Genomic DNA, 22,022 nt, shown 5'->3' on the forward strand with positions numbered 1-22,022 from the left:
GTGCATGGATCGGAGATATTGAAGACCATCCGAAACGTATTCCGGATATTTCTCATCCTGTTTCTGGCAGGGCTATGCGCTGTATTCTTTCTTAGGCTACCCTCGTGGCCGTTCGGTGGCGACATCGACAGGATCGACATCACCTACTCGTCGGCAGGGAAAGATAACGATACGCCTTATACCTTGACCCATGAAGCTGACATCGCCGCGATACGGGAGGCCGCCGGCATCGTCTGGTTCTCCCCTTTTACCCTGAATTCGCTCGGGGGTCTCGAGCGCTGGCGGATCGAAGTCCACCACCCGAATGACAGCTCTGAATGGTACTGGGTCACGCCAGACGAATTCGCTGACCGCGGCAGCACCCCACAGCGTCTGCGTGAGCTACTACAGCAAAAGTACCGGGAAAAGCCTCACGCTGAGTAGTCTCCACGACTTCCTTCGCGCCAAGCACAGCGGCCAGACTGGTAAAGAATAACGTGTGGCAGTAGTCCCTCGTTCCACCGTAGGGTATGGTAAGAAATAGTGCGTCCACAGATTACACAGATGGGCACAGATTATTTCAGACCTATCTGTGTGCATCTGTGTAATCTGTGGATATAGATCAAGCCATCGGTCGCTACGAGCACGCTAATAATAAAAAAGGGCCGGTTGCCCGGCCCCATGACGCAGTTACTTGGAAAAGCGTTTATCGATCAATAAAGCTGCGGCTCAGGAGCCGAGCTGCTTCATGATCATATCGGTGACTTTCTGCACGAGGGCTTCGGTCTCGTCCTTGCCACCGGGCTTGAAGCTCATCGGGTTGATCACGCCGGTATCAGCCTGGCAGACGACGCCGGGGCGGAACTCCACGTTGTCGCACAGTTCGCATTCCTTCCAGTCGGCACGCTTTTCGGGCATCCCGAGGCTGGTGCGGATGTTCATCAGGTCCTTGAGCTTCTGCGGCCCGTAGGTCTTCATGCCACCGAGCTGCGAGGCCACGTAAACCGTCTGGCAGTACGACTCGGTGTTTTCCATCTTCCAGTAGGCGTCCTCGACGTCCTTACCCCAGACGATGACGCCGTGGTTTTCCATCAGGATCGACTGGTGGTCTGGAGCCATCGCGCCGACGGTCTTGGCCATCTCGGCAGAGCCGGGAGTCTCGTACGGAGCCAGGCCAATCTGGCCGAGGAACACCTCGGGCTCAGGGATCAGGCAGGTCGGCGGGACCATGCCGCAGACGGCAAAAGCGGTGGCGTAGATCGGGTGCGCGTGCACACAGGACTTGGCTTCGGGCGTGGCCTTCATGATGGCCAGGTGCGTGTTACACTCGCTGGTACGCTTGCGGCGACCGGCGACCTGGTTACCGTCCATGTCCACCAGGGCGATGTCATCGGGATTGATGTAGCCCTTGGAGATCAGGGTCGGTGTGCAAAGCACGAGGTTGTCACCGACGCGGATGGTGATGTTACCGCCGTTACCGTCGCAGAAGCTGCGGGCCCAGATGCGGCGGCCCATGTCGCACATGCGCTCCTTGAGGACGCGGATTTCGGGCGAATTAAAGAAAGCCTGAATCGCCTCCGGGGTCTTCGGGTCGGTGCCCGGCTTCCAGTGAAATTCGTAGTCGGGCACGATCGGCTCGTCGGACTTGGAAGACGGGGCGGCGGCCTTACCGGAGGCGGCACCCTTCTTCAGAGCTTCGCGGATCGCGTCGCGTGCCGAAGGCGTGATCACCGCGCCCTCGGGGATGGCGGTAACGTCGCCACCGGCGGCTACGATGTCGGCAATGTCTTTGGCTGTGTAAACCTTCTTCATGGTAAATGTCGGTGTTGGGTAAGGAAGGGTAAAGGAATCAGCCCGCGGGCTGGTAGTTAAGATTTTCGATGATGGCGGCGTTATAGGCGTCGATGGGCGTGGGCTGCTCAAAGGGAGCGGTCGCCTCGGCACCCTCGACAAAGCCGATAATATCGCCACGGGTCGCGCCCATGTCGTCGTAGACAACGGTCGAGGGCGAAGCGGAAATAATCTCCTGGTCCGGCTGGCTCAGCTGCGGGCGGGACATCGGGCTGACCAGCAGCCAGCGCGCCCCGCGAAAGGCGGGGTCCTGACGGCTGAGGGTCACTCTGCCTATGACGCGTCCGAGTCTCATGGCTAGTCAACAATCCCCATCACCATGTTGCGCAGCGGCGAGTGCTCATCGCCTACGTGCTCGCGGGCACAGCTGCCATCGGTGGTGTAAAACACCCGGTCACCAATGCCCGCGCCCTGCTCGTCCATGGCAATGACGGGGTCGCCCTTTTCGCGACCCTCTTCGTCGATGCCCTGGAGGATGAGCAGACGCCAGCCCCTCAAGGTCTTGTGACAGACCGTCGAGGTGATGTTACCGTCTACTCGGGCTAGGATCATGGTGACTGGATGGAGTTTGGGTTATGCAAAAAAAACGAAACCTCTACGACCTCTAGTACATCTGGAGGTTATCCACCATCACGCAGCGGCGGCGGCGGGTAAAGGTGTCCGGCGTAGTAATGCCCTCACCGGTGGTGGTGGCGATGGAGAAGCTGGAGTAGCCCTCGCCGCCGGTACCGAGCCCGGCCAGGCAGGAGCCGTTCTTGACAAACACGGTGGAGTCCAGCGCGCGGGCCATCATGCCCATGTGCTCGACATTCAAAGAGTGGATCATGGAGGAGTGCTTGTATCCATGCTCGGATACACGGGCCAGCTCGATAGCCTCCTCGATGTCGCGCACCCGCACGACGGGAACCATCGGCATCATCTGCTCCTCCATCACAAAGGGGTGGTCCGCATCGGTCTCGGCGAAGAGCAGCTCGGTGCTCGCCGGGCAGCTTGCGCCAGCAACTTCAGCCAGGCGGGTAGCGTCAGCGCCGACCAGGTCGCGATTCAGCACCGGGTGGGAGCAGCCGCCGCCATCCTTCTTATAGGTAAAAGCGGCCTCGGTCAGCTTGCCCAGCTGAGAGTCGTTGATCTGGATCGCACCGGCATCCTTGAAGGCTTGCAGGAACGCGCCGTAGACCTTGTCCAGGACGAATATCTGCTTCTCACCGACGCAGAGCAGGTTGTTATCAAAGGCGCCGCCGACGATGATGTCGCGCGCGGCTTTTTGCAGGTTGGCGGACTCGTCAACGACGACCGGCGGGTTACCGGGGCCGGCGCAGATAGCGCGCTTGCCGCTTGCCATAGCGGCATTGACGACTCCGGGACCACCCGTCACACACAGCAGGTTGACGTGTGGGGACTTGCAAAGGGCGTCAAAGGATTCGAGGGTCGGCTTCTCGATGATTGTCACGAGATTTTCGATACCGACTTCATCCTTGAAAAGGCGGTTGTAGTAGCGGATGGCCTCGGCCGCGCAGCGGGCGCCACCGGGGTGCGCATTGAAGACCACACCGTTACCGGCGGCTACCATGCTGACGATGTTGCAGCTGATGGTCGGAATGGAGTGCGTCACCGGGGTGATCGCTCCGACAACACCGAAGGGCGTGTTTTCCTCCATGGTGATGCCGTGGTCGCCGCTCATGCCGCGCGGGGCGAGCCACTCGACACCGGGCAGACCGGGGATACCGGCGAGCTTGGCGACCTTGTGCTCCAGGCGGCCGATCTTCGTCTCGTCAAACTCGAGCTGGCCCCACTCCTGAGCCTTTTCGGCGCAGGTTTGCTTGACCAGGTTGACGATCTTGTTGCGACCGGCGATGCCGAGCTTGCGCAGTTGCTTCTGGGCGTGGGAAGCGGCCTCGGAGGCCTCACCAGCGTCCTGAAAAACACCGTCGCGGCCCTTGGCGGAAGCGGAGGGCTTAGAGCAGCCGCAATCCGAAGCGGCAGCGGGAGCTGCCTGCTGGCCGAGTTTTTTCAAAACATCTTCCACCACGGACTTTAGCGTGGCTTCATCAATATTCAGGCTCATGGGAGGGAGAGTTGTCGGTGGTGGGTTGCTCAGGGCTTATCCTTGTAGACCTGCTGGCCGAGGACGTCGACCGTGTCCACGATGCCGATCACGGCAGCGTCCACGGGGAGCGGTTTCATGCCTTCGGCCTGCCGGGCTGAGCTGCCCGAGCAGAACAGGACCATCTCGCCGACGCCGGCACCGAGCCGGTCCACCGCGATCACGGTACTGGAGCCATCGCGAAGCTCATCCGGGCTGTCTGCGCTGGCGACCTGAGGCCGCAGGATCAGCAGCCGCTGCCCGCGCATGGCGGGATCTTTTTTCGTCGAGACGACGTGGCCGATGACTTTGGCGAGAAACATGGGTACTAAGTGAGGTCGGGCGCCCCTGCTCCGGCCCCGGCTCGTCCCCTGCTCGGGGAGGGCGCGGAGTCCGAAACCTGGCGCGTCCGCCGGGTTACTTCTTGGCGGCGGGAGCCTTGATGATGCTCTTGGCCAGCTCTTCAGCCGGGCGGGCAATGACGTGGGCGCTGACCACTTCGCCGAAGGCGGAAGCGGACTGGGCACCGGCGTCGATGGCAGCCTTGACGGCGGCGACATCGCCGACGATCGTGGCGCTAACCAGCGCGCTGCCGACGTTCTTCATCGGGCCGACCAGTTCGACATTGGCAGCCTTGAGCATGGCGTCGACGCCCTGCACGAGCGAGATGAGACCTTTGGTTTCGAGAAGTCCGAGTGCTTGGGACATGATTGCGTGAGTTAAGGTTTCTTTGGGTTGATTTTGAAAGTGGTGGTAATCAGTTGGCCGGGGCGAGGCGCGCCTGCATGAAGCGGTAAACTTCGCGGGCGACGACCAGCTCTTCGTTGGCCGGAATGACGAGCGCCTTGATGGCGGCGTCGGGGGTGGAGAAAATCCCCTCGTCCTTGAGGGAATCGTTGGTAGCGGTGTCGAGTTTCAGCCCGAAGGGCTCCAGACCAGCGCAAACGGCGGCACGCAGGCAGGGATTGTTCTCGCCGATACCGCCGGTGAAGGCGATAGCGTCGATGCCACCCATCTGCCAGAATAAGCCGCCCGCCCACTGGCGAATGCTGTGGATCAGGACGTCCATGGCGAGCTTGGCGCGCTCATTGCCTTCTGCGGAAGCATCCAGCAGGTCGCGCACATCGTTGCTCACGCCCGAGAGGCCGAGCAGCCCACCCTCCTTGGTCAGTTGGCGCTCGATCTCGTCGATCGAGAGTCCGCCGACCTTGGCCATGTAGGGCACAGCCATGGAGTCGAGGTCGCCCACGCGGTTGTTCTGCGGGAGGCCACCCTGCGGGGAAAAGCCCATGCTGGAGCCAATTGCCACGCCATTGCGGATACCTGTGACAGAGCTACTGCCACCGAGGTGGCAGGAGACGACGCGCAGCGGCTTTTCCACCGGCGTATCACCTTTCTGATACAGGCTCTGAACCTTGGCAGCGACATCGTCGCGACCCAGAAGTTGCGCCGAGCGCTCAGCCACAAACTTGTGACTCGCACCGTGGAAGCCGTAGCGGCGGACACCGAGCTCGAACCAGCTCTCCGGGACAGCGTAGCGGCAGGCCGCGGGGCTCATCCACTGGTAGAATGCCGTCTCAAACAGAGCCACACGCGTGACCTTTGGCATGACCTTGGCGAACATTTTAATCCCGTTCGCGTAGGCCGGGTTATGAGCCGGGGCGATAGCCTCAAAGCCCGCCAGGGCCGCGAGGACTTTCTCGTCTGCCTCGACACAGCCGCTCAGATCCTTACCGAGCACGGTTTTGAAACCGACCGCGTCCAGATCGTCAGCGCCTGTGAGGTGGCCCTCAGCTTCGAGGTTCTTGATACAGTCCTCGATGACCGGGCCGAAGTCCTCAACGCGCTCGTACCCTCCCTTGGCAAGGAGAGTCTCTGCCACGCCGTCCAGCTCGAAGAGCCGGTACTTGAACGAGGTCGAGCCGAGATTGGAGACGAGTATTTTCACCGCTGCTTAGGTAAGTCTAAAGCTGAATGGCTGGGCTGTGCAGGAAGTGGCCGGATATGGCCAAGACTTCTTCCACACGCCAGCACTCAAGCCGTAAACGTCTGTCTTAGCCGATCCAGGGGCCGAGCTTGGAAAGGTCGTCGTGGGGGCGAGGGATCACCTGCACACCGACCACCTGGCCGACTGCAGAGGCGGCCTCAGCACCGGCGTCAACGGCAGCCTTGACTGCAGCGACATCGCCGTGGAAGAACCCGGTGACGATCCCGCTGCCGATTTTTTCCCAGCCAGCGAGGGTGACGTCAGCCGACTTGAGGGCGGCGTCCGTAGCTTCGAGCAGGCTGATCAGGCCCTTGGTTTCGATCATACCGATAGCTTGTTTTGCCATTTTCGGAAATGTGTTGGATGTTGGATTTTACAGTTCGAACTGCTTGATGAGGTCCGCGTGCGGACGGGGGATGACGTGCGAGGAGACGAGCTCGCCCACGCGTGCAGCTGCTTCAGAGCCGGCGTCTACCGCCGCTTTGACGCTGCCGACGTCGCCCTTGACCATGACGGTAATGAAACCGCCGCCGATCTGGACGCTGCGCGAGAGGGTGACTCCTGCCGCCTTGACCATAGCGTCGCTGGCTTCAATGCTGCCAACGTAGCCCTTGGTTTCGACCATGCCTATTGAATCGCTCATGTGATGTTGTTGGGTTGGTTTTAAGGAGGGTTCTTAAAGTTCGGGGTGTATTGAAAATTAAATACGCTGGGCGGAACTACTTGATCAGCTCCACCTGGCTGTCCGGGCCGAGACGGCAGGCGTTGCCCTCGTCGGTGTCGATGTGGACCTCCAGCTTGAAGGACTTGTCCACGCGGACGAAAATCTTGTCGAAGGTCATGCCCAGCTCGCCGCCGACACGCATCTTCATAAAGTCGCCCTGCTTGACGCCGTAGTGCGCGGCATCTTCGGGGGCCATGTGCACGTGCGGGGCGGCGCGGATGACGCCCTTGTCCAGCTCCAGGAAGCCCTTGGGGCCCATCAGCATGCAGCCGGGGGTGCCCTCGATGTTACCGGACTGGCGCACCGGGATGTCGTAGCCCAGTGCGATCGCATCCGTAAAGGACAGCTCCACCTGATTGAGCGGGCGGCACGGGCCGAGGATGCGCAGGTTAGAAATAACACGGCTGCGCGGACCGACCAGTGTGACGGATTCCTGTGCGGCGTACTGCCCTTCCTGATAGAGCCACTTCATGGGCGTCAGCTGATGGCCGGGGCCAAAGAGCTTCTCAACGGCCTCGGGCGAGAGGTGGCAGTGGCGGGCGCTCACGTTGACCACGAGGGGGTTCGGAGCCTGGCTGGCAGCTGCCGGCGCGGACTTGCCGAGCTGCTTGTAAATACTCTCACGCACCAGCCGCTCAATAGCGGTACGGGTCAGATCAGGAGTAGTTTGGGCCATGTAAAATGAAAGGGGCTTGAAAGGATTCTAGAAGATTATGCACGAAATCTCTCAAAATCTTCCAAACCTGTCAATAGCAATCCTCTCCCCTTTCGCACGGTTTTTCAAAATAATTCGGCCCCTGCTAGATGTTACCTTTCGGTAACATAAAAAGCATTCAGGCGTATCGGAGTGCCAGCGATACTTGGCTCACTCAGCCCGCCGAGTCCGTATAGCAGCCCAGGCAAAGAGCAGCGCACTGAGGCCGACGAACCAGTCCCCGTAGCGCACATAGGGGGTCAGACGGCCCTCCCAGCGCAGATCCCGCCCCACATCCAGCACACCGGTGCCCTGAAAGTAGATCGACCCGTTCAGACCATGTAAAACATCGCGGACACGCCCCTGCTCGTCGATCCAGCCACTCCAGCCGTTATTACCGCAGCGGACGACGGGGCGCCGTGTCTCCACCGCGCGCAGAACCGAGTGGGCAGCGTGCTGGATCGCTCCGGCCTCCTGGCCGTACCAGGCGTCATTTGTCACCACCAGGAGAAAATCCGCCCCTCCGGCCACCATCTGGCGAGCCAGCTTCGGAAAGATATCCTCGTAGCACACCAGCGGACCAGCGGTGACAGTGCCATCCGGCAGGTCAACCGGGAGCACGACCGGACCCGGTCCCTGGGCGATATCCTCCGTGGGCACGAACTTCCCGAGGAAGGGCAGGAACTTGCGAAACGGCACGAACTCGCCATAGGGCACGCGCTTCTGTTTGGCGTACCAGTCCACATAGGTACCGGTGGCCGGGTAGATGAGAAAGACGCCGTTATACCAGCGCCCGTCCGAGATGGCGAGATTACCCGAGAGCAGCGGGCAACCGGCGGAGTTGACCACCTGCTCCACCCAGGCCTGCATACGCGGGTCGCGCGGATCGAGCAGCGGGCCGGGCGTAGCCGCCTCGGGCCAGATAATCAGATCCGGATCGGAGACCACCACGCGCTCGGTCAGCGAGCTGAGCGTCATGAGGTTTTCCCGGAAGTACTGGGAATCCCATTTTTTGTTCGGGTCCGTCCAGGGCTGCACGACCCCGGCCTTGAAGAGCGGAGCCATCTCCCCGGCGTGAGGCAGGGTCTTGAAAAAGAGCCACAGACTGCCTAAAAGCATGGCCAGCGCGAGCATCAGCTCCGGGCTCAACCGTAAAAACCGCGCGAAGCCGCCTCCCGGTGAGCGTGCCAGCGAAAACGCCCCACTCAGCGAAAGCGCATTCGTAATCGGGCGTTGAGGCCGGGAATGCAAAAGCGAGCGCCCCAGACTGCGATACGGGCGTCCGTCTTCATCCAGCTCATCTTCGTCGTCCTCATTATCGGTAGGACGGGGTGGAGACTCAGCTGCGACCGAGGCGGGGTCCTTTTGCGCGGATGCTCCCCCGCCCGCTTGAGCCAACTCCTCCCGAGGGGTGGTTTCCTCTGCCTCATCACCAGCAGCGTCTTCTTCGTCGTCTTCCGTCTCGCGGACAGGATGGCCGAGACGCCAGGCATAGGCTGCGAGCGCTAGGTTAAAAAAGATCAGGATAAACGACACCCCATAGGCTCCGGTCCAGGCAGCCACCGTCAAGACGGGCGGACGTTGCCACTGACTGGCGGCCAGCGTCGCCCAAGGGAAGCCAAAAAACATCCAGCTGCGGACCCACTCCATCACTACCCAGCCTCCGGCCAGCCCCAGCAGTGCAATCACTCGCGGGCGTGTAGAGAGGGCTACCGCGCGGGGGAATAACCAGCGTGCTGCCGCGTACCATACGAGATTAAAGCCCGACATGATGCCCGAGAGGATCACGAGCGCCACCCACCCCATGGGAGGCTCCATGTGCCGCAGCCAAATGAGCAGGATAAACCAGCTCACCACACCTGCACCCCAGGCGCCGAGCAGATACGTCCGCCAGCGCGGGCGGGACGATGCCCACAGCAGCAGCGGCACAGCCAGCACGTAGGCCGCCTCCGCCACATCGAAGGGCGGGAAGGCGATCACAGCCAGCAACACCGTAAACAGCAACGCCGCCCCCATGCAAAAGAGGCGCAGAAGCTTGTTTCTGTCGGGCTCGGCCCCCTCAGAGTGGTTCATGGTGCGGGCTCGGCTGACAGCATGCGGGCAGGCCGGTTATTTCTTGGCCGGCTCGTTGGACGGAACAATTTCCCAGCCCTCGTCACGTACCATGCCCTCGGCCTTTTTCCACTTCATGGACTCGACCTTACCCTCCTTGCGGATGGAGACCATCTCGTTGCGGCCGATCTTGGGCAGCTCGCGCTTAACGGGCTGCACCTTCGGCAACTTGATGGCCTTACCGTCGGCAGTACGGCCTGCGCCAGCGGCGGCGCGGCCAGCAGGGGCGACGGCTCCAGCGGCAGGGGCGTCCTCGGGGCCCGTGGTCTGAGCGCGCTTCTGCATCTCCAGCACGCGGCGGCGGGCAGCCTCCAGCTGTTCGGGGCTATGGATAATAGCCACGCGGAAAAGCCCGGTGCAGATGTCGGTCCGCACCCGGCCAATCATGTCCTGGAAGTAGGTAAACGCTTCGCTCTTGTACTCGACGAGAGGGTCCTTCTGGCCATAGCCACGCAAGCCGACGGCGCGACGGAGCTCTTCCATTTCCGTAAGGTGGTCCTGCCAGTTTTTGTCCACCGCGCGGGTGAGCACGTAGCGCTCCAGCCCCTTAAAGGCGGTGGGATCCTCGGCAGATGAACGCTGCTCGTAGGCCTTGGCGATGCGCTCTGAGAAGAGTGTGAGCAGCTCGGCGTGGGTCTTACCAGCGGCAAGCTCCATGTCGATAGCGACGGGGAAATGCGTATTGAGCCAGGAAAGCAGCATTTCCAGGTCTTCAGACTCAGGCTGCTTATCCGCACCGGGGGCGATGGTGTCGAGGCGGGACTCCAGCTCCTCCGTTACCATTTCCTGAATGACCTCGCGCGGTTCCTCGCTGTGGAGGGCGTCGTTGCGGATGCCGTAGATGACTTCGCGCTGCTTGTTGAGCACGTCGTCGTACTGGAGCAGGCGCTTGCGGATGGAGTAGTTCTGCTGCTCGACCTTCTTCTGCGCCGACTCGATGGAGCGGTTCAGCAGCGGGTGAGCAAGGACTTCACCCTCGCTAAAGGAGCTCTGGAGAATCTTCGAGATCGGCCCGGCGTTCGCGAACAGGCGCATCAGGTCGTCTTCGAGCGAGATAAAGAACTTCGAGCGTCCGTTGTCACCCTGGCGGGCACAACGACCGCGCAGCTGGCGGTCAACGCGGCGCGACTCGTGGCGCTCCGTACCGATGACGAGCAGCCCGCCCTTATCGTTAACGCTCTCGCCCAGCTTAATATCCGTCCCGCGACCGGCCATGTTCGTGGCGATGGTGACGGCGCCGGGGCTACCAGCCTGCGAGACAATCTCCGCCTCCTGCTGGTGGAACTTCGCATTGAGCACGCTGTGGGGGATCTTCGCGCGCTGAAGCATACGGCTGAGCACCTCTGAGGCCTCGACCGATGCCGTCCCCACGAGGACCGGCTGGCCGTTTTCGTGGGCAGCTTTGATATCCTCGATGACCGCGTTGTACTTCTCGCGGCGGGTCTTATAAATGACGTCGTTTTCGTCCACACGCTGGCAAGGCTTGTGCGTGGGGATAACCATGACCTCCAGGCCGTAAATGTCGTGAAACTCGCCCGCCTCGGTCTCGGCCGTACCGGTCATCCCGGCCAGCTTTTCGTAGAGGCGGAAGTAGTTCTGAATCGTGATCGTAGCGTAGGTCTTGGACTCCTTCTCGATCTTGACGCCTTCCTTGGCCTCGACGGCCTGGTGCAGTCCATCGGACCAACGGCGGCCCGGCATCATACGGCCGGTGTTTTCGTCGACGATGGCGACCTTGCCCTCGTGGATGACGTATTCCTTGTCACGCTCATACAGGGAGTAGGCGCGCAGGAGCTGGCTGATGCAGTGGATATCCTCCGAGCGTTTGCCAAAGATTTCCTCTTCCTTCTGCTTTTCCTTCATCTTCTCCTCGTCCGAGAATGAGGGATCGCGGTCGATCTCCATGAAGATGGTAGGCAGGTCGGGCAGCATGAAGGCGTCCGGATCATCCGGGCGCATGGCGGTGCGACCCTTTTCGGTCAGGTCGCTCTGGTGCTGCTTTTCGTCGATAGTGTAGTAAAGCTCTTCCTTGAGCGCATACATGATCTTCTTCTGGAAGTCAGAATGCATCTCGGTGTCGTACTTCTCGAAGGCGCGGCGCAGGTGCCCGTGCTCCATCATCTTCATGAAGGTACGGTTCTTCGGCATGCCAAGCTTGACCTGCACGAGCTTACTCAGGGCCTCGTCGCGGGCTTCCTTGTCCACGTTCTCCTTGGAGAGAATTTCCTGGGCCTCGTTGGCCAGATGGGTGCAAAGGCGTGTCTGCAGGGAGACGAGCTTCTGGACGGCAGGCTTGTGATCGAGGAACGGGGCCTGGCGATCTTCGGGAACGGGGCCGGAAATAATGAGCGGGGTACGAGCCTCGTCGATCAGGATCGAGTCAATCTCGTCCACGATAACGTAGTAGTGGTCGCTCTGCGCCTGATCTTCGCTGCGGGTGGCCATGCCATTATCGCGCAGGTAGTCGAAGCCAAACTCCGAAGCGGTCCCGTAGGTCAGGTCGCAGCCGTAGGCGGCCCGCTTTTCCTCGGGGTTTTGCTGGTTCTTGATCACGCCCACGGTCAGACCGAGGAACTTGAAAAGGTGGCCCATCCACTGGGCATCACGCTCAGCCAGGTACTCATTGACGGTACACAGCTGGCAATTACGGCCCGACAGCGCATTCAGGTAAAGCGGCAGTGTGGAGACGAGCGTCTTACCCTCACCGGTGGCCATTTCTGCGATGCGGTTGTCATGCAGCGCCATACCACCGATCAACTGCACATCATAGTGGACCATTTCCCAGCGCAGCATATGGCCCATGACGTCAACATCCTGGCCACAGAGACGGCGGGCGGCATTCTTCACCGTGGCAAAAGCCTCGGGCAGGAGCCCGTCCAGAATCTGCTGATTGGCTTCGGCCAGGCGGTCAGCATCGGGGTTGTCGCCCAGGCGGGAGCGAGCCTCCTCCATCTCCTTCTGATAACGGGCGCGGAACTCGTCCGTCTTGGCGCGCAATTGCTCGTCACTGAGGGACTGGTACTCCACCTCCAGCTTGTTGATCTGCACGATGATGGGCTGCGCTTTCTTCAGAAAGCGGCGGTAGTGGCTGCCCGCGAATTTCTTGAAAATCTTGGTGATCATGATCGGACCTATCCGTCTCGGAAAAGGAAAAGTGGAAAAGGTTGCCAACAAATCTTCCCCTTGGCAAGGCAGGACATAGTCCTGCACCTGTGATCCTCCGGATCACAAATGCCTTTGCCTGAAGCAAAGGCAGGAAGGGCCTCCCCCTCTTGGCAAGCTCCGGCTGGAGCAGCATTTAGGGACTGTGCTCCTACGCGGCCAGAAAGGCCGCTACACCGGCAACTCACCATCTATCCTCCCCCAATGGTAGCGACCCCGTTTCACTAAACGCTGAAGCGATGCGCAGCATCGAAGGTGCAGGCTGTGCCTGCCGCGGGTCTGGGCTGTGCAAGCCCAGCCAGTCTCTCCAGACTCCCCTGCCCGGGATCAGTCCTCGGTACGCTCGGGATCGGCGTAGCCGGTGTCGCCGGACTTGAGCAGATCGTCGAAGTACGCGATGGTCTTCTTCAGACCCTCTTCCAGTGCCACTGTGGGCTCCCAGCCGAGCTTTTCGCGGGCCAGAGTGATGTCGGGCTTACGTTGCTTGGGGTCATCGGAGGGAAGCGGCTCAAAGACGAGCTTCGAGCTGCTACCGGTCAGTTCGATGACCTTTTCGGCCAGTTCGCGGATAGTAAACTCGCCGGGGTTGCCGATATTGCACGGGCCCGTGAAGTCCTGATCGTTGTTCATCAGGCGAATCATCCCCTCGATCAGGTCGTCGCGGTAGCAGAAGGAGCGCGTCTGCTGGCCCTCACCATAGATGGTGATCGGGTCGCCCTTGAGGGCCTGGACGATGAAGTTGGAAACCACGCGCCCGTCCTTGGGGTGCATGCGCGGGCCGTAGGTGTTGAAAATGCGGATGACGCGGATCTCGATAGCGTGCTGGCGGTGGTAGTCGAAGAACAGTGTCTCGGCCACGCGCTTACCCTCGTCATAGCAGGAGCGGATGCCGATGGTGTTGACGTTGCCCCAGTAGCTCTCGGTCTGCGGATGGACGCTCGGGTCACCATAGACCTCGGAGGTCGAAGCCTGCAGGACGCGGGCCTTTACGCGCTTGGCCAGCCCGAGGACGTTGATAGCGCCCATGACGGAGGTTTTCACCGTCTTGATCGGGTTAAACTGGTAGTGCACGGGCGAGGCCGGACAGGCGAGGTTGTAGATCTGATCCACCTCGGCCTTGAAGCCGTCCACCACGTCGTGACGCACGAACTCGAAGTTGTGGTCATCCATCATATGGATGACGTTGGCTTTGCGCCCCGTAAAGAGGTTGTCGAGACAGATGACCTCATGCCCCTGAGCAAGAAGCCGTTCGCAAAGGTGACTCCCAAGGAAGCCTGCACCACCAGTTACAAGGATACGCATAGGGTCTTTAGTAGAGGAGAACTCCGTTGGGGGAAAAGCCTAAAGTGAGCGAAGTGACAGACTTGTCACGCGTCCTCAGCCTCCCCGGCCTCGTAGCGTGCGATCCAGGCTGCGGACCAGCTCTCGTAGTCGCCGGCCTCGATGTGCTCGCGGGCCTGCCGCATCAGGTCGAGGAAGAAGTGGGTATTGTGCAGGCTCAGCAGGGTGTGGCCGGTGATCTCGTTGGCCATGTTGAGGTGGCGCAGATAGGCGCGGCTAAACTTGCGGCAGGTGTAGTTATCCAAGCCCTCAACCAGCGGCGCGGGATCTTCCTTAAAGCGGTTGTTACGCAGGTTGATCAGGCCGTCCGGGGTGAAGGCGCTGCCGTGCCGCGCCAGGCGGGTCGGCATCACGCAGTCAAACATGTCCGCCCCCAGCCCGATCATTTTCAAAAGCTGTGGCGGCGTGCCCACCCCCATGACGTAGCGGGGCTTGTCAGCGGGCAGATGCGGGATGGCCGCGGCCACCTGCTTGAGCATTTCCGGCTCAGGCTCACCCACGCTGACACCGCCGATGGCGTAGCCGGGGAAGTCCATCTGCGCCAGCGCCTGGGCGCACTCGGCGCGCTGGTCCTCAAAAACCGAGCCCTGCACGATCCCGAAGGCATGGTGCCCGCGCTCGAAAAAGCCGTCCGCCGCCGCGATATCCCGGAACTGCTGCGCCCAGCGGATGGTACGCTCCAGAGCCTTGCGGCTGTCCTCCTCCGAGCAGGGAAACGGCGGGCACTCGTCGAGCACCATGGCGATATCGCTGCCGAGTGATCTCTGGATGCGGAAGCAGCTCTCCGGGTTGAGAAAAATCTTTGTCCCGTCGATGTGGGACTGGAAGCGGATGCCGTCCTCGGTAATCTTGCGGATCTTGGCCAGGCTGAAGACCTGAAAGCCGCCACTGTCGGTCAGGATCGGTCCATCCCAGCCCATAAAGTTGTGCAGGCCGCCAAACTTCTCGATCAGCTCCGGGCCGGGCCGGAGATTCAGGTGGTAAGTATTACCGAGGATGATCTGTGCGCCGACCTCTTCAAGCTGGTTGCAGGTCATGGCCTTGACCGTGCCCTGTGTGCCCACCGGCATAAAGATCGGCGTCTGGATCTCGCCATGACGGGTCTTGAGCACGCCACGACGCGGGCCATTAGAGGCAGGGACTTTTAACTGGAAACTCGACTCCACCCGGCCAGCGTGAAAGCTCCGTGCGCGGGCGCAACGCTATTTTCAGTTTCCCGCAAGGACTTACCGCTGCTGTCGCCAGCCCAAGAGTCCGAGCGGATGCCTGCGGCTGGACGGCGCAGAGGTGAGAGAGTCCATAGCGTGAGTGGATACGGGTGAGAGGACCGTACCCCAGCACCTTGCTGGCCACTTTAGCGAGGTCAACGGGAAGGCCCTCAGCCCTCGCTAAAGGGTGAATATGAGCGATTGAACCCATATCTAGTAAGGGCAAGGGGGCGCTTGACTATTTGTGGGGGAGCCCCCAGATTGATTCTTTACTGATGATACTGGTCATCGACAACTACGACTCTTTTACCTACAATCTGGTCCAGTACCTGGGCCAGTTGGGGGCCGAACAGCGCGTCTGCCGCAATAACGAGATCACGGTCGAGGAAGCTCTCGCCCTCAAGCCTGAGCGTGTCCTGCTTTCGCCGGGTCCGTGTACGCCTGATGACGCGGGCGTTAGCCTGGACATGATCAAGGCCTTTGCCGGTAAGGTGCCGCTCTTCGGCGTGTGCCTCGGCCACCAGTGCATCGGCCAGTACTTCGGCGGCAAGGTGATCCGTGCCCCGCGCCTGATGCACGGTAAGACCTCCCCCATCCGCCACAAGGACACGGATGTTTTTAAGGGCATGCCGCAGGATTTCGAGGCGACCCGCTACCACTCGCTGCTGGTCGAGCGTGAGACGCTCCCCGAGTGCCTGGAGGTGACCGCGGAAACGACCGAAGGCGAGATCATGGGCCTGGCCCACAAGGATCTGCCCGTGTGGGGGGTACAGTTCCACCCCGAGTCCTACGCCACCGACGGTGGCCTCAAAATGCTGGAGAACTTCTTAAAGCTGTAAAAGCCCCTGCGTTTTACCTTCACAGGCTGATATTTCCAGGAAGCTTTCGCCTTCACGAGACTCTAACCCGATAACGACCTACTTCCTACCAGACGGAGCCTTCTCTTATGTATTGCCCCAAATGTGGACATAAAGACACCAAGGTGCTCGACACCCGGATTGGTAAAAGCAAGCTCTCCATCCGCCGCCGACGCGAGTGCCTGGACTGCGGCTATCGCTTCACCACGGTGGAGGAAATCCTCCGCGAAGGCCTCGTCGTCATCAAGCGTGACGGACGCCGGGAGGACTTTGACCGCATGAAGATCCTCGATGGTCTGCGCAAGGCCACGGAAAAGCGCCCCATCCAGGCTGAGCAGATCGAGATGATGGTCGCCGAGATGATGGAAGCGCTCGATAGCGAGTTTGACACGGAGATCCCGACCAAGGCTATCGGCGAGCACATCATGAACCGCCTCAAGGCCATCGACTCTATCGCCTTCGTCCGCTACGCCAGCGTGTACAAGGACTTCCGCGACATCAACGAGTTCGCCAAGGAAATCAGCGCGCTCAAGAAGACCGCGCGCTAGCGCGCCTGCGGGAGACACCTAAAAGAGCACGCCTCAAGACGGGTGTGTAAACACCATCTCTTTCTTCGCCGGGAATGCCTGCGGGGTTTTGCTCTCCAGCAGCATCTCCGTGAGGACCACGCGCAGGACTTCATTCGTCCCGTAGTTGTTAAAGTAGTACGCGCGCTCGCTCAGGCTCATGACGCTGCGATACTGCGTATAGTCCGGGACGCCCCCGGGCTTGAGGTTCACCCCCTTGGGGATGGTGACAGGGTTGAGAATGCCCAGGATGGCCGCCACACCGGCTTCCGCGCCTGCGGGCCGCTCTGTGTACTCACGCAGAAAGGCCGTGCGCAGAAAACGCTCCGGGGGCGTATAACCACCGGGCAGGCCGAGCGTACCCGCCCCCTGCCCGAAGGGCTTCAAGGTAAGCGTACCGAGCGGGGTCTCAGGGGGATTCTCCGGGCGCAGGCCCAGCAGGTTATTGAGGTTTTTTAAATGCCACTCCAGCTCGGGACTGTTTGTCATGACGCCCGCCGGGTTTTCCTTGAGCTTGAGGCCGTCGGCAGTCGGCTCAATCACCACGCAGGCCCCGGTCGAGTCGCTGACGATAAAGTGCAGCGGCAGCACGGTGCCGAGAAGTTTGAACTCGTAGGAAACCAGCGCCAGCGCCTCGAAGCGCGCGCGCAGCTCCTGCACACTGCCAATCTCGCTCAGCAGCCACGTCACCAGCTCGTGAGGGGCGAGGTTGACCTTTCCAGCCACCAGCTCGGGCGCATAGCTCGCCTCATCGGGGAAGTATAGTTCGCACACGGCGAGACCCTTTTCATTTACGCCGTCGGCGAAAAAAAACTGCTCCAGCTCGCGCCCCGCACCGACAAACCCGTAGCGCCCCCGGTGCTCCTCCCCACTCTGGCTGCGCCAGCCGAAACGCCTCGGGTGCACGTGCGGCGTCCCCTCCAAAACGAAGGCAAAGTCCATGGTCCGGGCCAGGAAATGGAAACCGTCCCGGGTGGCGTAGGTCAGGCTCGTACACATGGGGCCAACATGGCGGGCTTTGTCCGCTTTGCCAAAAATATAAATCAAATCGCACAAAAACAGCCGTCCACAGCCCATCGTGAATAACTTTTACTTGTCGCCACGCGCGACCTGCGCAGTTGTTACACAGACACATGCCTACGGATAGCCTCAGTCAGCTTCGCACGCTCAATACCCTGTTGAGCGTCGCCACCGGCTCCGATCAGGAACTGGCCCGCCACATCGAGCAGGCGATCGAGTTCAGCCGGGAGCAGGTCGGCGAGTCCCACCCCTCTCACGAGATGCTTGCCCGCTCCGCCCGCCGCCTACTGGAGCTCCACCTCGACAACCGCGCCACCTGCGGCTTCCAGCACTGCGACCTGCACGGACACCCCAACGACCCGCTGTGGATTCGCGCGCACATCCTCAAGGCCCTCCGCAAGCTGGCTGGCTCGCGCGAAGCCATCCTGCTCGTCTCGGGGCTGCCCACACTCATCCGCCCGCAAGGCCGCCGCTGGTCCCCCAGCCGCCGCAAGTCCTACCAGGACCTCATCAACTACGTCCAGCACCTCGCCGCCGCCCACTGCTCCCCCCGCACACGCCTGCAGTTGCTTTTTCTGTGAAGAACAAGCGTTTGGGAAGGCTTGAATTGAGCCTTTTTTAATGCGTCCTGCACTGATTTGTTTTTGCGGCATGGGATGATATCGCATATACAAATTTTCATGAAAACGTTGCTGCTATCTCTGTTGTTTGTCGCAGGGCTCATTTCGTCCTCATCCGCCGACATTACTGAAGTAAAGCCGCGCCTGCTCTCCGCTTTTGGTAAAGTTTCGAAGATTGAGGCGTATTTTGTTGAAAAGCCTGATAGCTATTACGCTCAAAATATCGTCAACGAACCCTTCTTCCTGAAAGTCGTCGCCATTGATGGTCAGCAGCTTGCCGAACCTGTAGTCATAGAGTACTTGGGAGCACTTCCATTAGATATCCAGATGTCGAAGCGTTATCCATTGAGAGCTTACGAAACGTTAAGACCCCTTGGGGCTCCTCGTGGTTGGGAAGAGTATCCCTCGCAAATAGATTATGGCGTTTCGACCTACCTAATTATTCAGCTACTAAACAGATAAAAGCCATGTCCGAGAAAACCCTCTTTGAAAAGATCATCGACCGGGAGATTCCGGCCAAGATCGCCTACGAGGACGATAAGTGCATCGCCATTCACGACATCGATCCGAAGGCGCCGACGCACCTCCTCGTCATCCCCAAGCGCGTCATCCCGCGCATCGCCGAGGCCACCGCGAGCGACGCCGAACTGCTCGGCCACCTGCTGCTAACCGCGCAAAAGCTCGGCTCCGAGCACGGCCCGGAGGGCTTCCGCATCGTGATCAACAACGGCCCCCATGGCGGCGAAACCGTCCCCCACCTGCACGTGCATCTACTCGCGGGTCGTCCCCTCGAGTGGCCCCCCGGCTGAGGCAGGGCCGGGTTGCGCCCGGTGGCGCTCCGGCAGGAGCCGCATTCATACCTCCGCGAAGGCGTAGACCTGGACAAGGGCGGTTGACGCCGACTCAAACGAACTCCGCTTTAGCAACCGCAAGTGAAAGGGGCAGGCACGCAGTGCCGATGGGGATATCCCCATCATTGGCAGCGGGTGTAACCCGTCTATCCCCGCGCCTCGAAGGTGCCGTCAGCGCGTTTGACGACGCACTTTTTGAGTTCGAGCATCATGAGGGTGGCGGCGACGGAGGGCATCGGCAGGTCGAGACTTTCGGCGATAGTGTCGGGAGCGCACAGTCCCCCTTCACGCAAGTAGCCATAAATCCGGGCTTCGTCCCCGCTGAGGTCAACCGGTGGCCCGGAGGATGCAGCTGTTTTTTGCCCGGCACTCCCCTCCCCGTCCAGACCGGGGATGGAAAGCTGCTCGCCGGAGAACTGCAGCTCCTCCAGCAAATCCTCGACGCACGTCAACAGGGTCGCCCCGTCGCGGATGAGCTGGTGGCACCCCCGGCTGGAGGGCTGGTCGATGCGCCCCGGCACGGCGAAGACCTGGCGGTTCTGCTCGGCGGCCATGCGCGCGGTGATCATGCTGCCGCCATGCTCGTCACTCTCGACCACGATGACGGCGAGACTCATGCCCGAGAGCAAGCGGTTGCGCATGGGGAAAGTGTTCTTCGTCGCACGCGTGCCGAGTCGGAACTCCGAGAGAATGGCCCCGCTGTTTTCCAGACGGCGGTAGAGCTCGATATTTTCCGGCGGATAAATGATGTCCAGCCCGCAGCCAAGCACGGCCACCGTCGGCCCGCCCGCCTCCAACGCCCCCTCGTGGGCGGCGGTGTCGATACCTCTGGCCAGTCCACTGGCCACGCAGATCCCCAGACGCGCGAGGTCTCCGGCCAGACGCCGCGCGACCCCCTGCCCATAAAGCGTGGTGTGCCGGCTACCCACGATCGCCACCGTCTTACGCGAAAACTCCAGCGGCCCTTTTTTATATAAACCAATGGGCGGGTCGTAAATCTCCCGCAGCAGCGGCGGGTACTCCGCACTCTCGGCCGGGATGAAGCTCACCCCACCCTTGGCGAGTTTTTCCTCCTCTTTACCCAGGTCAAAGTGCTCGCTCCAGTTGGCCAGCAGACGGGCTGTCTCCGGGCCGACACCGGGCACCTGCCTCAGTGCGCTCACGCCAGCACCGAGGATGACGCGCGGGTCGTCCCCAAAGCAGTCAAATAGCCGCCGCAGCGTGACCGGGCCAATACCGGAGAGGCCGTTGAGCACGAGCGTAGCCTGAGCGCGGGTGAGTTCGGTAGTCATCGTCGCTAAAAAATCTCCCGCAGGACCGGCCCGAGGTGGTCGAGCAGGTCGGTGGTGTGGACACTGATCTGCCCCTTTGTCCGTGCCAGCCGGTCCGCCGCAGCCCCATGCCACAGAGGTGCCCGACAGGCTGTCTCAAAAGGCTCACCGGGGCGCTGTGCGAGCAGTCCGCCCGTAATCCCGGCAAGGATATCGCCACTGCCACCACGAGCCAGCACTGGCCCACCACGGGGGCTGAGCGCGACCTGCGCGCCGTCGCAAATGTGCGTGTGCGGCCCCTTCAGGATCGTGACGACGCGGTGTATTTTTGAAAAATCCATCAACGCCTCATGCGAATACTCGGCGCTCTCACGCCCGGCCAACCGCATAAACTCGCCCATGTGCGGCGTGAGGATGACCGACCCGGCGTTGGCGGGACGGGCAGCAGCGGCGTGCGCCATCTCCGGTTGCAGCGCGTCGGCGTCGAGCACCAGCGGCAGCTCGGTGCGCTCGACGAGGTCCTTGACCAGTTGCAGGGTCTCCGGCTCACGCCCGATACCCGAGCCGCACAGGATAGCGTCGGCGCGGGGCAGCCTCTCCTGCAGCAGATGCCAGCCCTCCAGTGCAAGTCCGCCCTCCGGAGTTTCCGGCCAGGGCACCCACATAGCCTCGGGTACGGCGGCAGCGTACTGGGCGCAGAGCGACTCCGGCGCAAAGGCGGTCAACAGACCCACCCCGGAGCTGAGCGCGGCCTTGACGCTCATCAGCAGGGCCCCCGGATACGAGCGCGAGCCACTGAGCACGAAAAGATGCCCGTAGGTGCGCTTGTCGCAGAGCGGTGAGCGCAGCCCCGCCAGCTCGGCCAGGGCACCGTCCGGCAGAATATTCTCCGCGCAGCAACGCTTCCCCTCGTAGGGAAGCTGAAAGAAACCGATATCGAGATAGCGCAAACGGCCGATCTTGGCGGCGTTGGCCGGGTCAAAGAGCGGGGTTTTCGCAATCCCGGTCGCGTAGGTAAAGTCCGCCTGAAACGCCTCCGGGTCCCCCAGCCCGCTGGGCAAGTCCACCGCAGCACGGAAGCGGATACCCGTGCGGGCATTGACCTCGGACAGGAGCGTGGCGAGGTCTTCGCGCAGGGGTGGTCGGAACTGCATCCCGAGCAGCCCGTCGATCACGATGTCAAAGGCTTCCTGCCGGTAGCTGAGCTCGTTACACAGACTCGCGCGCGAGCTTTTTAACAGATCGTCCAGCGGACGCAGCGTGAGGCTGCGCAGTTCTTTTTTATCCGAGCGCAACAGCACCTGCACCTCAGCCCCGCCGTGACGCTTGAGGATCTCATCAGCAGCCAGCAGCGCGTCCCCGCCGTTATGCCCCTTGCCCACCAGCACCAGCAACCGCAGACGCGAGGGCATCGCCGTCAACTCGCCAAAGTCCTCCAAAATCACCCGCCCGACGGCACGCCCGGCGTGGTTCATCGCAGTCCACTGCAGCTCACGGCTGGGCAGGAGCACCCGCTCCAGCTCCAGGGATTCGTCGGTCGAGAGAATGGGATGGGCAATCGGCATGGCGGTGAGTATTTGAGATATAATAAAGGGCGACTCTGCCACTTAAAGCCATTTCCCACCCGAAGTCACCCAGCTTTTTGTGGAGCACTACGCCCCGCCCCTCAATTCCTTGTGCGGTCACGCACCAGGGC

The 22,022-nt window shown here is 61.3% G+C and carries 23 protein-coding genes; 6 read left to right on the forward strand and 17 right to left on the reverse strand.

Annotated elements, in window-relative coordinates:
- The first annotated feature begins 18 nt into the window (after positions 1-18).
- On the forward strand, positions 19-423 hold the full coding sequence (locus tag K0V07_RS15075; protein WP_220622216.1) for a hypothetical protein: 405 nt from the start codon (positions 19-21) through the stop codon (positions 421-423).
- Between the two features lie 285 nt (positions 424-708).
- On the opposite strand, the gene K0V07_RS15080 is transcribed toward K0V07_RS15075, so the two are convergent.
- The 14 genes from K0V07_RS15080 to tgt all read right to left on the reverse strand — a co-directional run bounded on the left by K0V07_RS15080 (position 709) and on the right by tgt (position 15,099).
- Positions 709-1,791: a class II aldolase/adducin family protein gene (locus tag K0V07_RS15080; RefSeq protein ID WP_220622217.1), complete on the reverse strand. Its 1,083-nt coding sequence runs from the start codon at positions 1,789-1,791 to the stop codon at positions 709-711.
- A 37-nt stretch (positions 1,792-1,828) separates the two neighbouring features.
- Positions 1,829-2,125 (reverse strand): EutN/CcmL family microcompartment protein, encoded by a 297-nt coding sequence (locus tag K0V07_RS15085; protein WP_220622218.1) that lies wholly within the window; start codon positions 2,123-2,125, stop codon positions 1,829-1,831.
- Between the two features lie 2 nt (positions 2,126-2,127).
- Positions 2,128-2,382: a EutN/CcmL family microcompartment protein gene (locus K0V07_RS15090; RefSeq protein ID WP_220622219.1), complete on the reverse strand. Its 255-nt coding sequence runs from the start codon at positions 2,380-2,382 to the stop codon at positions 2,128-2,130.
- 52 nt (positions 2,383-2,434) lie between these two features.
- Positions 2,435-3,895, reverse strand: coding sequence for an aldehyde dehydrogenase family protein (locus K0V07_RS15095; RefSeq protein WP_220622220.1), 1,461 nt, complete (start codon positions 3,893-3,895; stop codon positions 2,435-2,437).
- Positions 3,896-3,924: 29 nt separating this feature from the next.
- Positions 3,925-4,236, reverse strand: a complete 312-nt coding sequence (locus K0V07_RS15100) for a EutN/CcmL family microcompartment protein (RefSeq protein WP_220622221.1) — start codon at positions 4,234-4,236, stop codon at positions 3,925-3,927.
- 94 nt (positions 4,237-4,330) lie between these two features.
- Positions 4,331-4,621: a BMC domain-containing protein gene (locus K0V07_RS15105; protein WP_220622222.1), complete on the reverse strand. Its 291-nt coding sequence runs from the start codon at positions 4,619-4,621 to the stop codon at positions 4,331-4,333.
- 49 nt (positions 4,622-4,670) lie between these two features.
- Positions 4,671-5,861 carry a hypothetical protein gene (locus K0V07_RS15110; RefSeq protein WP_220622223.1) on the reverse strand — a complete coding sequence of 397 codons (1,191 nt, stop codon included), beginning with the start codon at positions 5,859-5,861 and terminating at the stop codon, positions 4,671-4,673.
- 106 nt (positions 5,862-5,967) lie between these two features.
- Complete coding sequence (locus K0V07_RS15115) at positions 5,968-6,246, reverse strand: BMC domain-containing protein (protein ID WP_220622224.1); 279 nt, start codon at positions 6,244-6,246, stop codon at positions 5,968-5,970.
- 27 nt (positions 6,247-6,273) lie between these two features.
- Positions 6,274-6,543, reverse strand: coding sequence for a BMC domain-containing protein (locus K0V07_RS15120; RefSeq protein ID WP_220622225.1), 270 nt, complete (start codon positions 6,541-6,543; stop codon positions 6,274-6,276).
- 76 nt (positions 6,544-6,619) lie between these two features.
- The gene (locus tag K0V07_RS15125) at positions 6,620-7,300 is read right to left on the reverse strand and encodes a phosphate propanoyltransferase (protein ID WP_220622226.1); all 681 of its coding nucleotides are present in this window, start codon (positions 7,298-7,300) and stop codon (positions 6,620-6,622) included.
- 189 nt (positions 7,301-7,489) lie between these two features.
- The gene (gene lnt, locus K0V07_RS15130) at positions 7,490-9,391 is read right to left on the reverse strand and encodes an apolipoprotein N-acyltransferase (RefSeq protein WP_220622227.1); all 1,902 of its coding nucleotides are present in this window, start codon (positions 9,389-9,391) and stop codon (positions 7,490-7,492) included.
- A gap of 36 nt (positions 9,392-9,427) precedes the next feature.
- Entirely contained in the window at positions 9,428-12,553 is a 3,126-nt protein-coding gene (secA, locus tag K0V07_RS15135; RefSeq protein ID WP_220622228.1) for a preprotein translocase subunit SecA, read from the reverse strand.
- Positions 12,554-12,919: 366 nt separating this feature from the next.
- Positions 12,920-13,894, reverse strand: coding sequence for a UDP-glucuronic acid decarboxylase family protein (locus K0V07_RS15140; RefSeq protein WP_220622229.1), 975 nt, complete (start codon positions 13,892-13,894; stop codon positions 12,920-12,922).
- Positions 13,895-13,959: 65 nt separating this feature from the next.
- Positions 13,960-15,099, reverse strand: a complete 1,140-nt coding sequence (tgt, locus tag K0V07_RS15145) for a tRNA guanosine(34) transglycosylase Tgt (RefSeq protein ID WP_220622230.1) — start codon at positions 15,097-15,099, stop codon at positions 13,960-13,962.
- 317 nt (positions 15,100-15,416) lie between these two features.
- Here tgt and K0V07_RS15150 point away from each other — a divergent pair, with 317 nt between their 5' ends.
- Both K0V07_RS15150 and nrdR read left to right on the forward strand, forming a co-directional pair.
- A complete protein-coding gene (locus K0V07_RS15150) occupies positions 15,417-15,980 on the forward strand; it encodes an aminodeoxychorismate/anthranilate synthase component II (protein WP_220622231.1) in 564 nt (187 codons plus the stop codon).
- 107 nt (positions 15,981-16,087) lie between these two features.
- Positions 16,088-16,546: a transcriptional regulator NrdR gene (gene nrdR, locus K0V07_RS15155; RefSeq protein WP_220622232.1), complete on the forward strand. Its 459-nt coding sequence runs from the start codon at positions 16,088-16,090 to the stop codon at positions 16,544-16,546.
- Between the two features lie 33 nt (positions 16,547-16,579).
- On the opposite strand, the gene K0V07_RS15160 is transcribed toward nrdR, so the two are convergent.
- Positions 16,580-17,563, reverse strand: a complete 984-nt coding sequence (locus K0V07_RS15160) for a choloylglycine hydrolase family protein (RefSeq protein ID WP_220622233.1) — start codon at positions 17,561-17,563, stop codon at positions 16,580-16,582.
- A gap of 134 nt (positions 17,564-17,697) precedes the next feature.
- Here K0V07_RS15160 and K0V07_RS15165 point away from each other — a divergent pair, with 134 nt between their 5' ends.
- From K0V07_RS15165 to K0V07_RS15175, 3 genes are all read left to right on the forward strand, one after another.
- Complete coding sequence (locus K0V07_RS15165; protein ID WP_220622234.1) at positions 17,698-18,165, forward strand: hypothetical protein; 468 nt, start codon at positions 17,698-17,700, stop codon at positions 18,163-18,165.
- A gap of 99 nt (positions 18,166-18,264) precedes the next feature.
- Positions 18,265-18,666 carry a hypothetical protein gene (locus tag K0V07_RS15170; protein ID WP_220622235.1) on the forward strand — a complete coding sequence of 134 codons (402 nt, stop codon included), beginning with the start codon at positions 18,265-18,267 and terminating at the stop codon, positions 18,664-18,666.
- A gap of 5 nt (positions 18,667-18,671) precedes the next feature.
- Positions 18,672-19,013, forward strand: a complete 342-nt coding sequence (locus K0V07_RS15175; protein WP_220622236.1) for a histidine triad nucleotide-binding protein — start codon at positions 18,672-18,674, stop codon at positions 19,011-19,013.
- Between the two features lie 188 nt (positions 19,014-19,201).
- On the opposite strand, the gene dprA is transcribed toward K0V07_RS15175, so the two are convergent.
- Positions 19,202-20,347 (reverse strand): DNA-processing protein DprA, encoded by a 1,146-nt coding sequence (gene dprA, locus K0V07_RS15180; protein ID WP_220622237.1) that lies wholly within the window; start codon positions 20,345-20,347, stop codon positions 19,202-19,204.
- 5 nt (positions 20,348-20,352) lie between these two features.
- Entirely contained in the window at positions 20,353-21,891 is a 1,539-nt protein-coding gene (locus tag K0V07_RS15185) for an NAD(P)H-hydrate dehydratase (RefSeq protein WP_220622238.1), read from the reverse strand.
- Positions 21,892-22,022: the final 131 nt, after the last annotated feature.

Source organism: Ruficoccus sp. ZRK36 (genome assembly GCF_019603315.1).
Lineage (GTDB): Bacteria > Verrucomicrobiota > Verrucomicrobiia > Opitutales > Cerasicoccaceae > Ruficoccus.

What these genes read in the sequence shown, in the direction of transcription:
- K0V07_RS15080 (WP_220622217.1), bottom strand. Translation starts at nt 1,791, where the DNA reads ATGAAGAAGGTTTACACAGCCAAAGACATTGCCGACATCGTAGCCGCC.
- K0V07_RS15085 (WP_220622218.1), bottom strand. Translation starts at nt 2,125, where the DNA reads ATGAGACTCGGACGCGTCATAGGCAGAGTGACCCTCAGCCGTCAGGAC.
- K0V07_RS15090 (WP_220622219.1), bottom strand. Translation starts at nt 2,382, where the DNA reads ATGATCCTAGCCCGAGTAGACGGTAACATCACCTCGACGGTCTGTCAC.
- K0V07_RS15095 (WP_220622220.1), bottom strand. Translation starts at nt 3,895, where the DNA reads ATGAGCCTGAATATTGATGAAGCCACGCTAAAGTCCGTGGTGGAAGAT.
- K0V07_RS15100 (WP_220622221.1), bottom strand. Translation starts at nt 4,236, where the DNA reads ATGTTTCTCGCCAAAGTCATCGGCCACGTCGTCTCGACGAAAAAAGAT.
- K0V07_RS15105 (WP_220622222.1), bottom strand. Translation starts at nt 4,621, where the DNA reads ATGTCCCAAGCACTCGGACTTCTCGAAACCAAAGGTCTCATCTCGCTC.
- K0V07_RS15115 (WP_220622224.1), bottom strand. Translation starts at nt 6,246, where the DNA reads ATGGCAAAACAAGCTATCGGTATGATCGAAACCAAGGGCCTGATCAGC.
- K0V07_RS15120 (WP_220622225.1), bottom strand. Translation starts at nt 6,543, where the DNA reads ATGAGCGATTCAATAGGCATGGTCGAAACCAAGGGCTACGTTGGCAGC.
- K0V07_RS15125 (WP_220622226.1), bottom strand. Translation starts at nt 7,300, where the DNA reads ATGGCCCAAACTACTCCTGATCTGACCCGTACCGCTATTGAGCGGCTG.
- lnt (WP_220622227.1), bottom strand. Translation starts at nt 9,391, where the DNA reads ATGAACCACTCTGAGGGGGCCGAGCCCGACAGAAACAAGCTTCTGCGC.
- secA (WP_220622228.1), bottom strand. Translation starts at nt 12,553, where the DNA reads ATGATCACCAAGATTTTCAAGAAATTCGCGGGCAGCCACTACCGCCGC.
- K0V07_RS15140 (WP_220622229.1), bottom strand. Translation starts at nt 13,894, where the DNA reads ATGCGTATCCTTGTAACTGGTGGTGCAGGCTTCCTTGGGAGTCACCTT.
- K0V07_RS15150 (WP_220622231.1), top strand. Translation starts at nt 15,417, where the DNA reads ATGATACTGGTCATCGACAACTACGACTCTTTTACCTACAATCTGGTC.
- nrdR (WP_220622232.1), top strand. Translation starts at nt 16,088, where the DNA reads ATGTATTGCCCCAAATGTGGACATAAAGACACCAAGGTGCTCGACACC.
- K0V07_RS15160 (WP_220622233.1), bottom strand. Translation starts at nt 17,563, where the DNA reads ATGTGTACGAGCCTGACCTACGCCACCCGGGACGGTTTCCATTTCCTG.
- K0V07_RS15165 (WP_220622234.1), top strand. Translation starts at nt 17,698, where the DNA reads ATGCCTACGGATAGCCTCAGTCAGCTTCGCACGCTCAATACCCTGTTG.
- K0V07_RS15170 (WP_220622235.1), top strand. Translation starts at nt 18,265, where the DNA reads ATGAAAACGTTGCTGCTATCTCTGTTGTTTGTCGCAGGGCTCATTTCG.
- K0V07_RS15175 (WP_220622236.1), top strand. Translation starts at nt 18,672, where the DNA reads ATGTCCGAGAAAACCCTCTTTGAAAAGATCATCGACCGGGAGATTCCG.
- dprA (WP_220622237.1), bottom strand. Translation starts at nt 20,347, where the DNA reads ATGACTACCGAACTCACCCGCGCTCAGGCTACGCTCGTGCTCAACGGC.
- K0V07_RS15185 (WP_220622238.1), bottom strand. Translation starts at nt 21,891, where the DNA reads ATGCCGATTGCCCATCCCATTCTCTCGACCGACGAATCCCTGGAGCTG.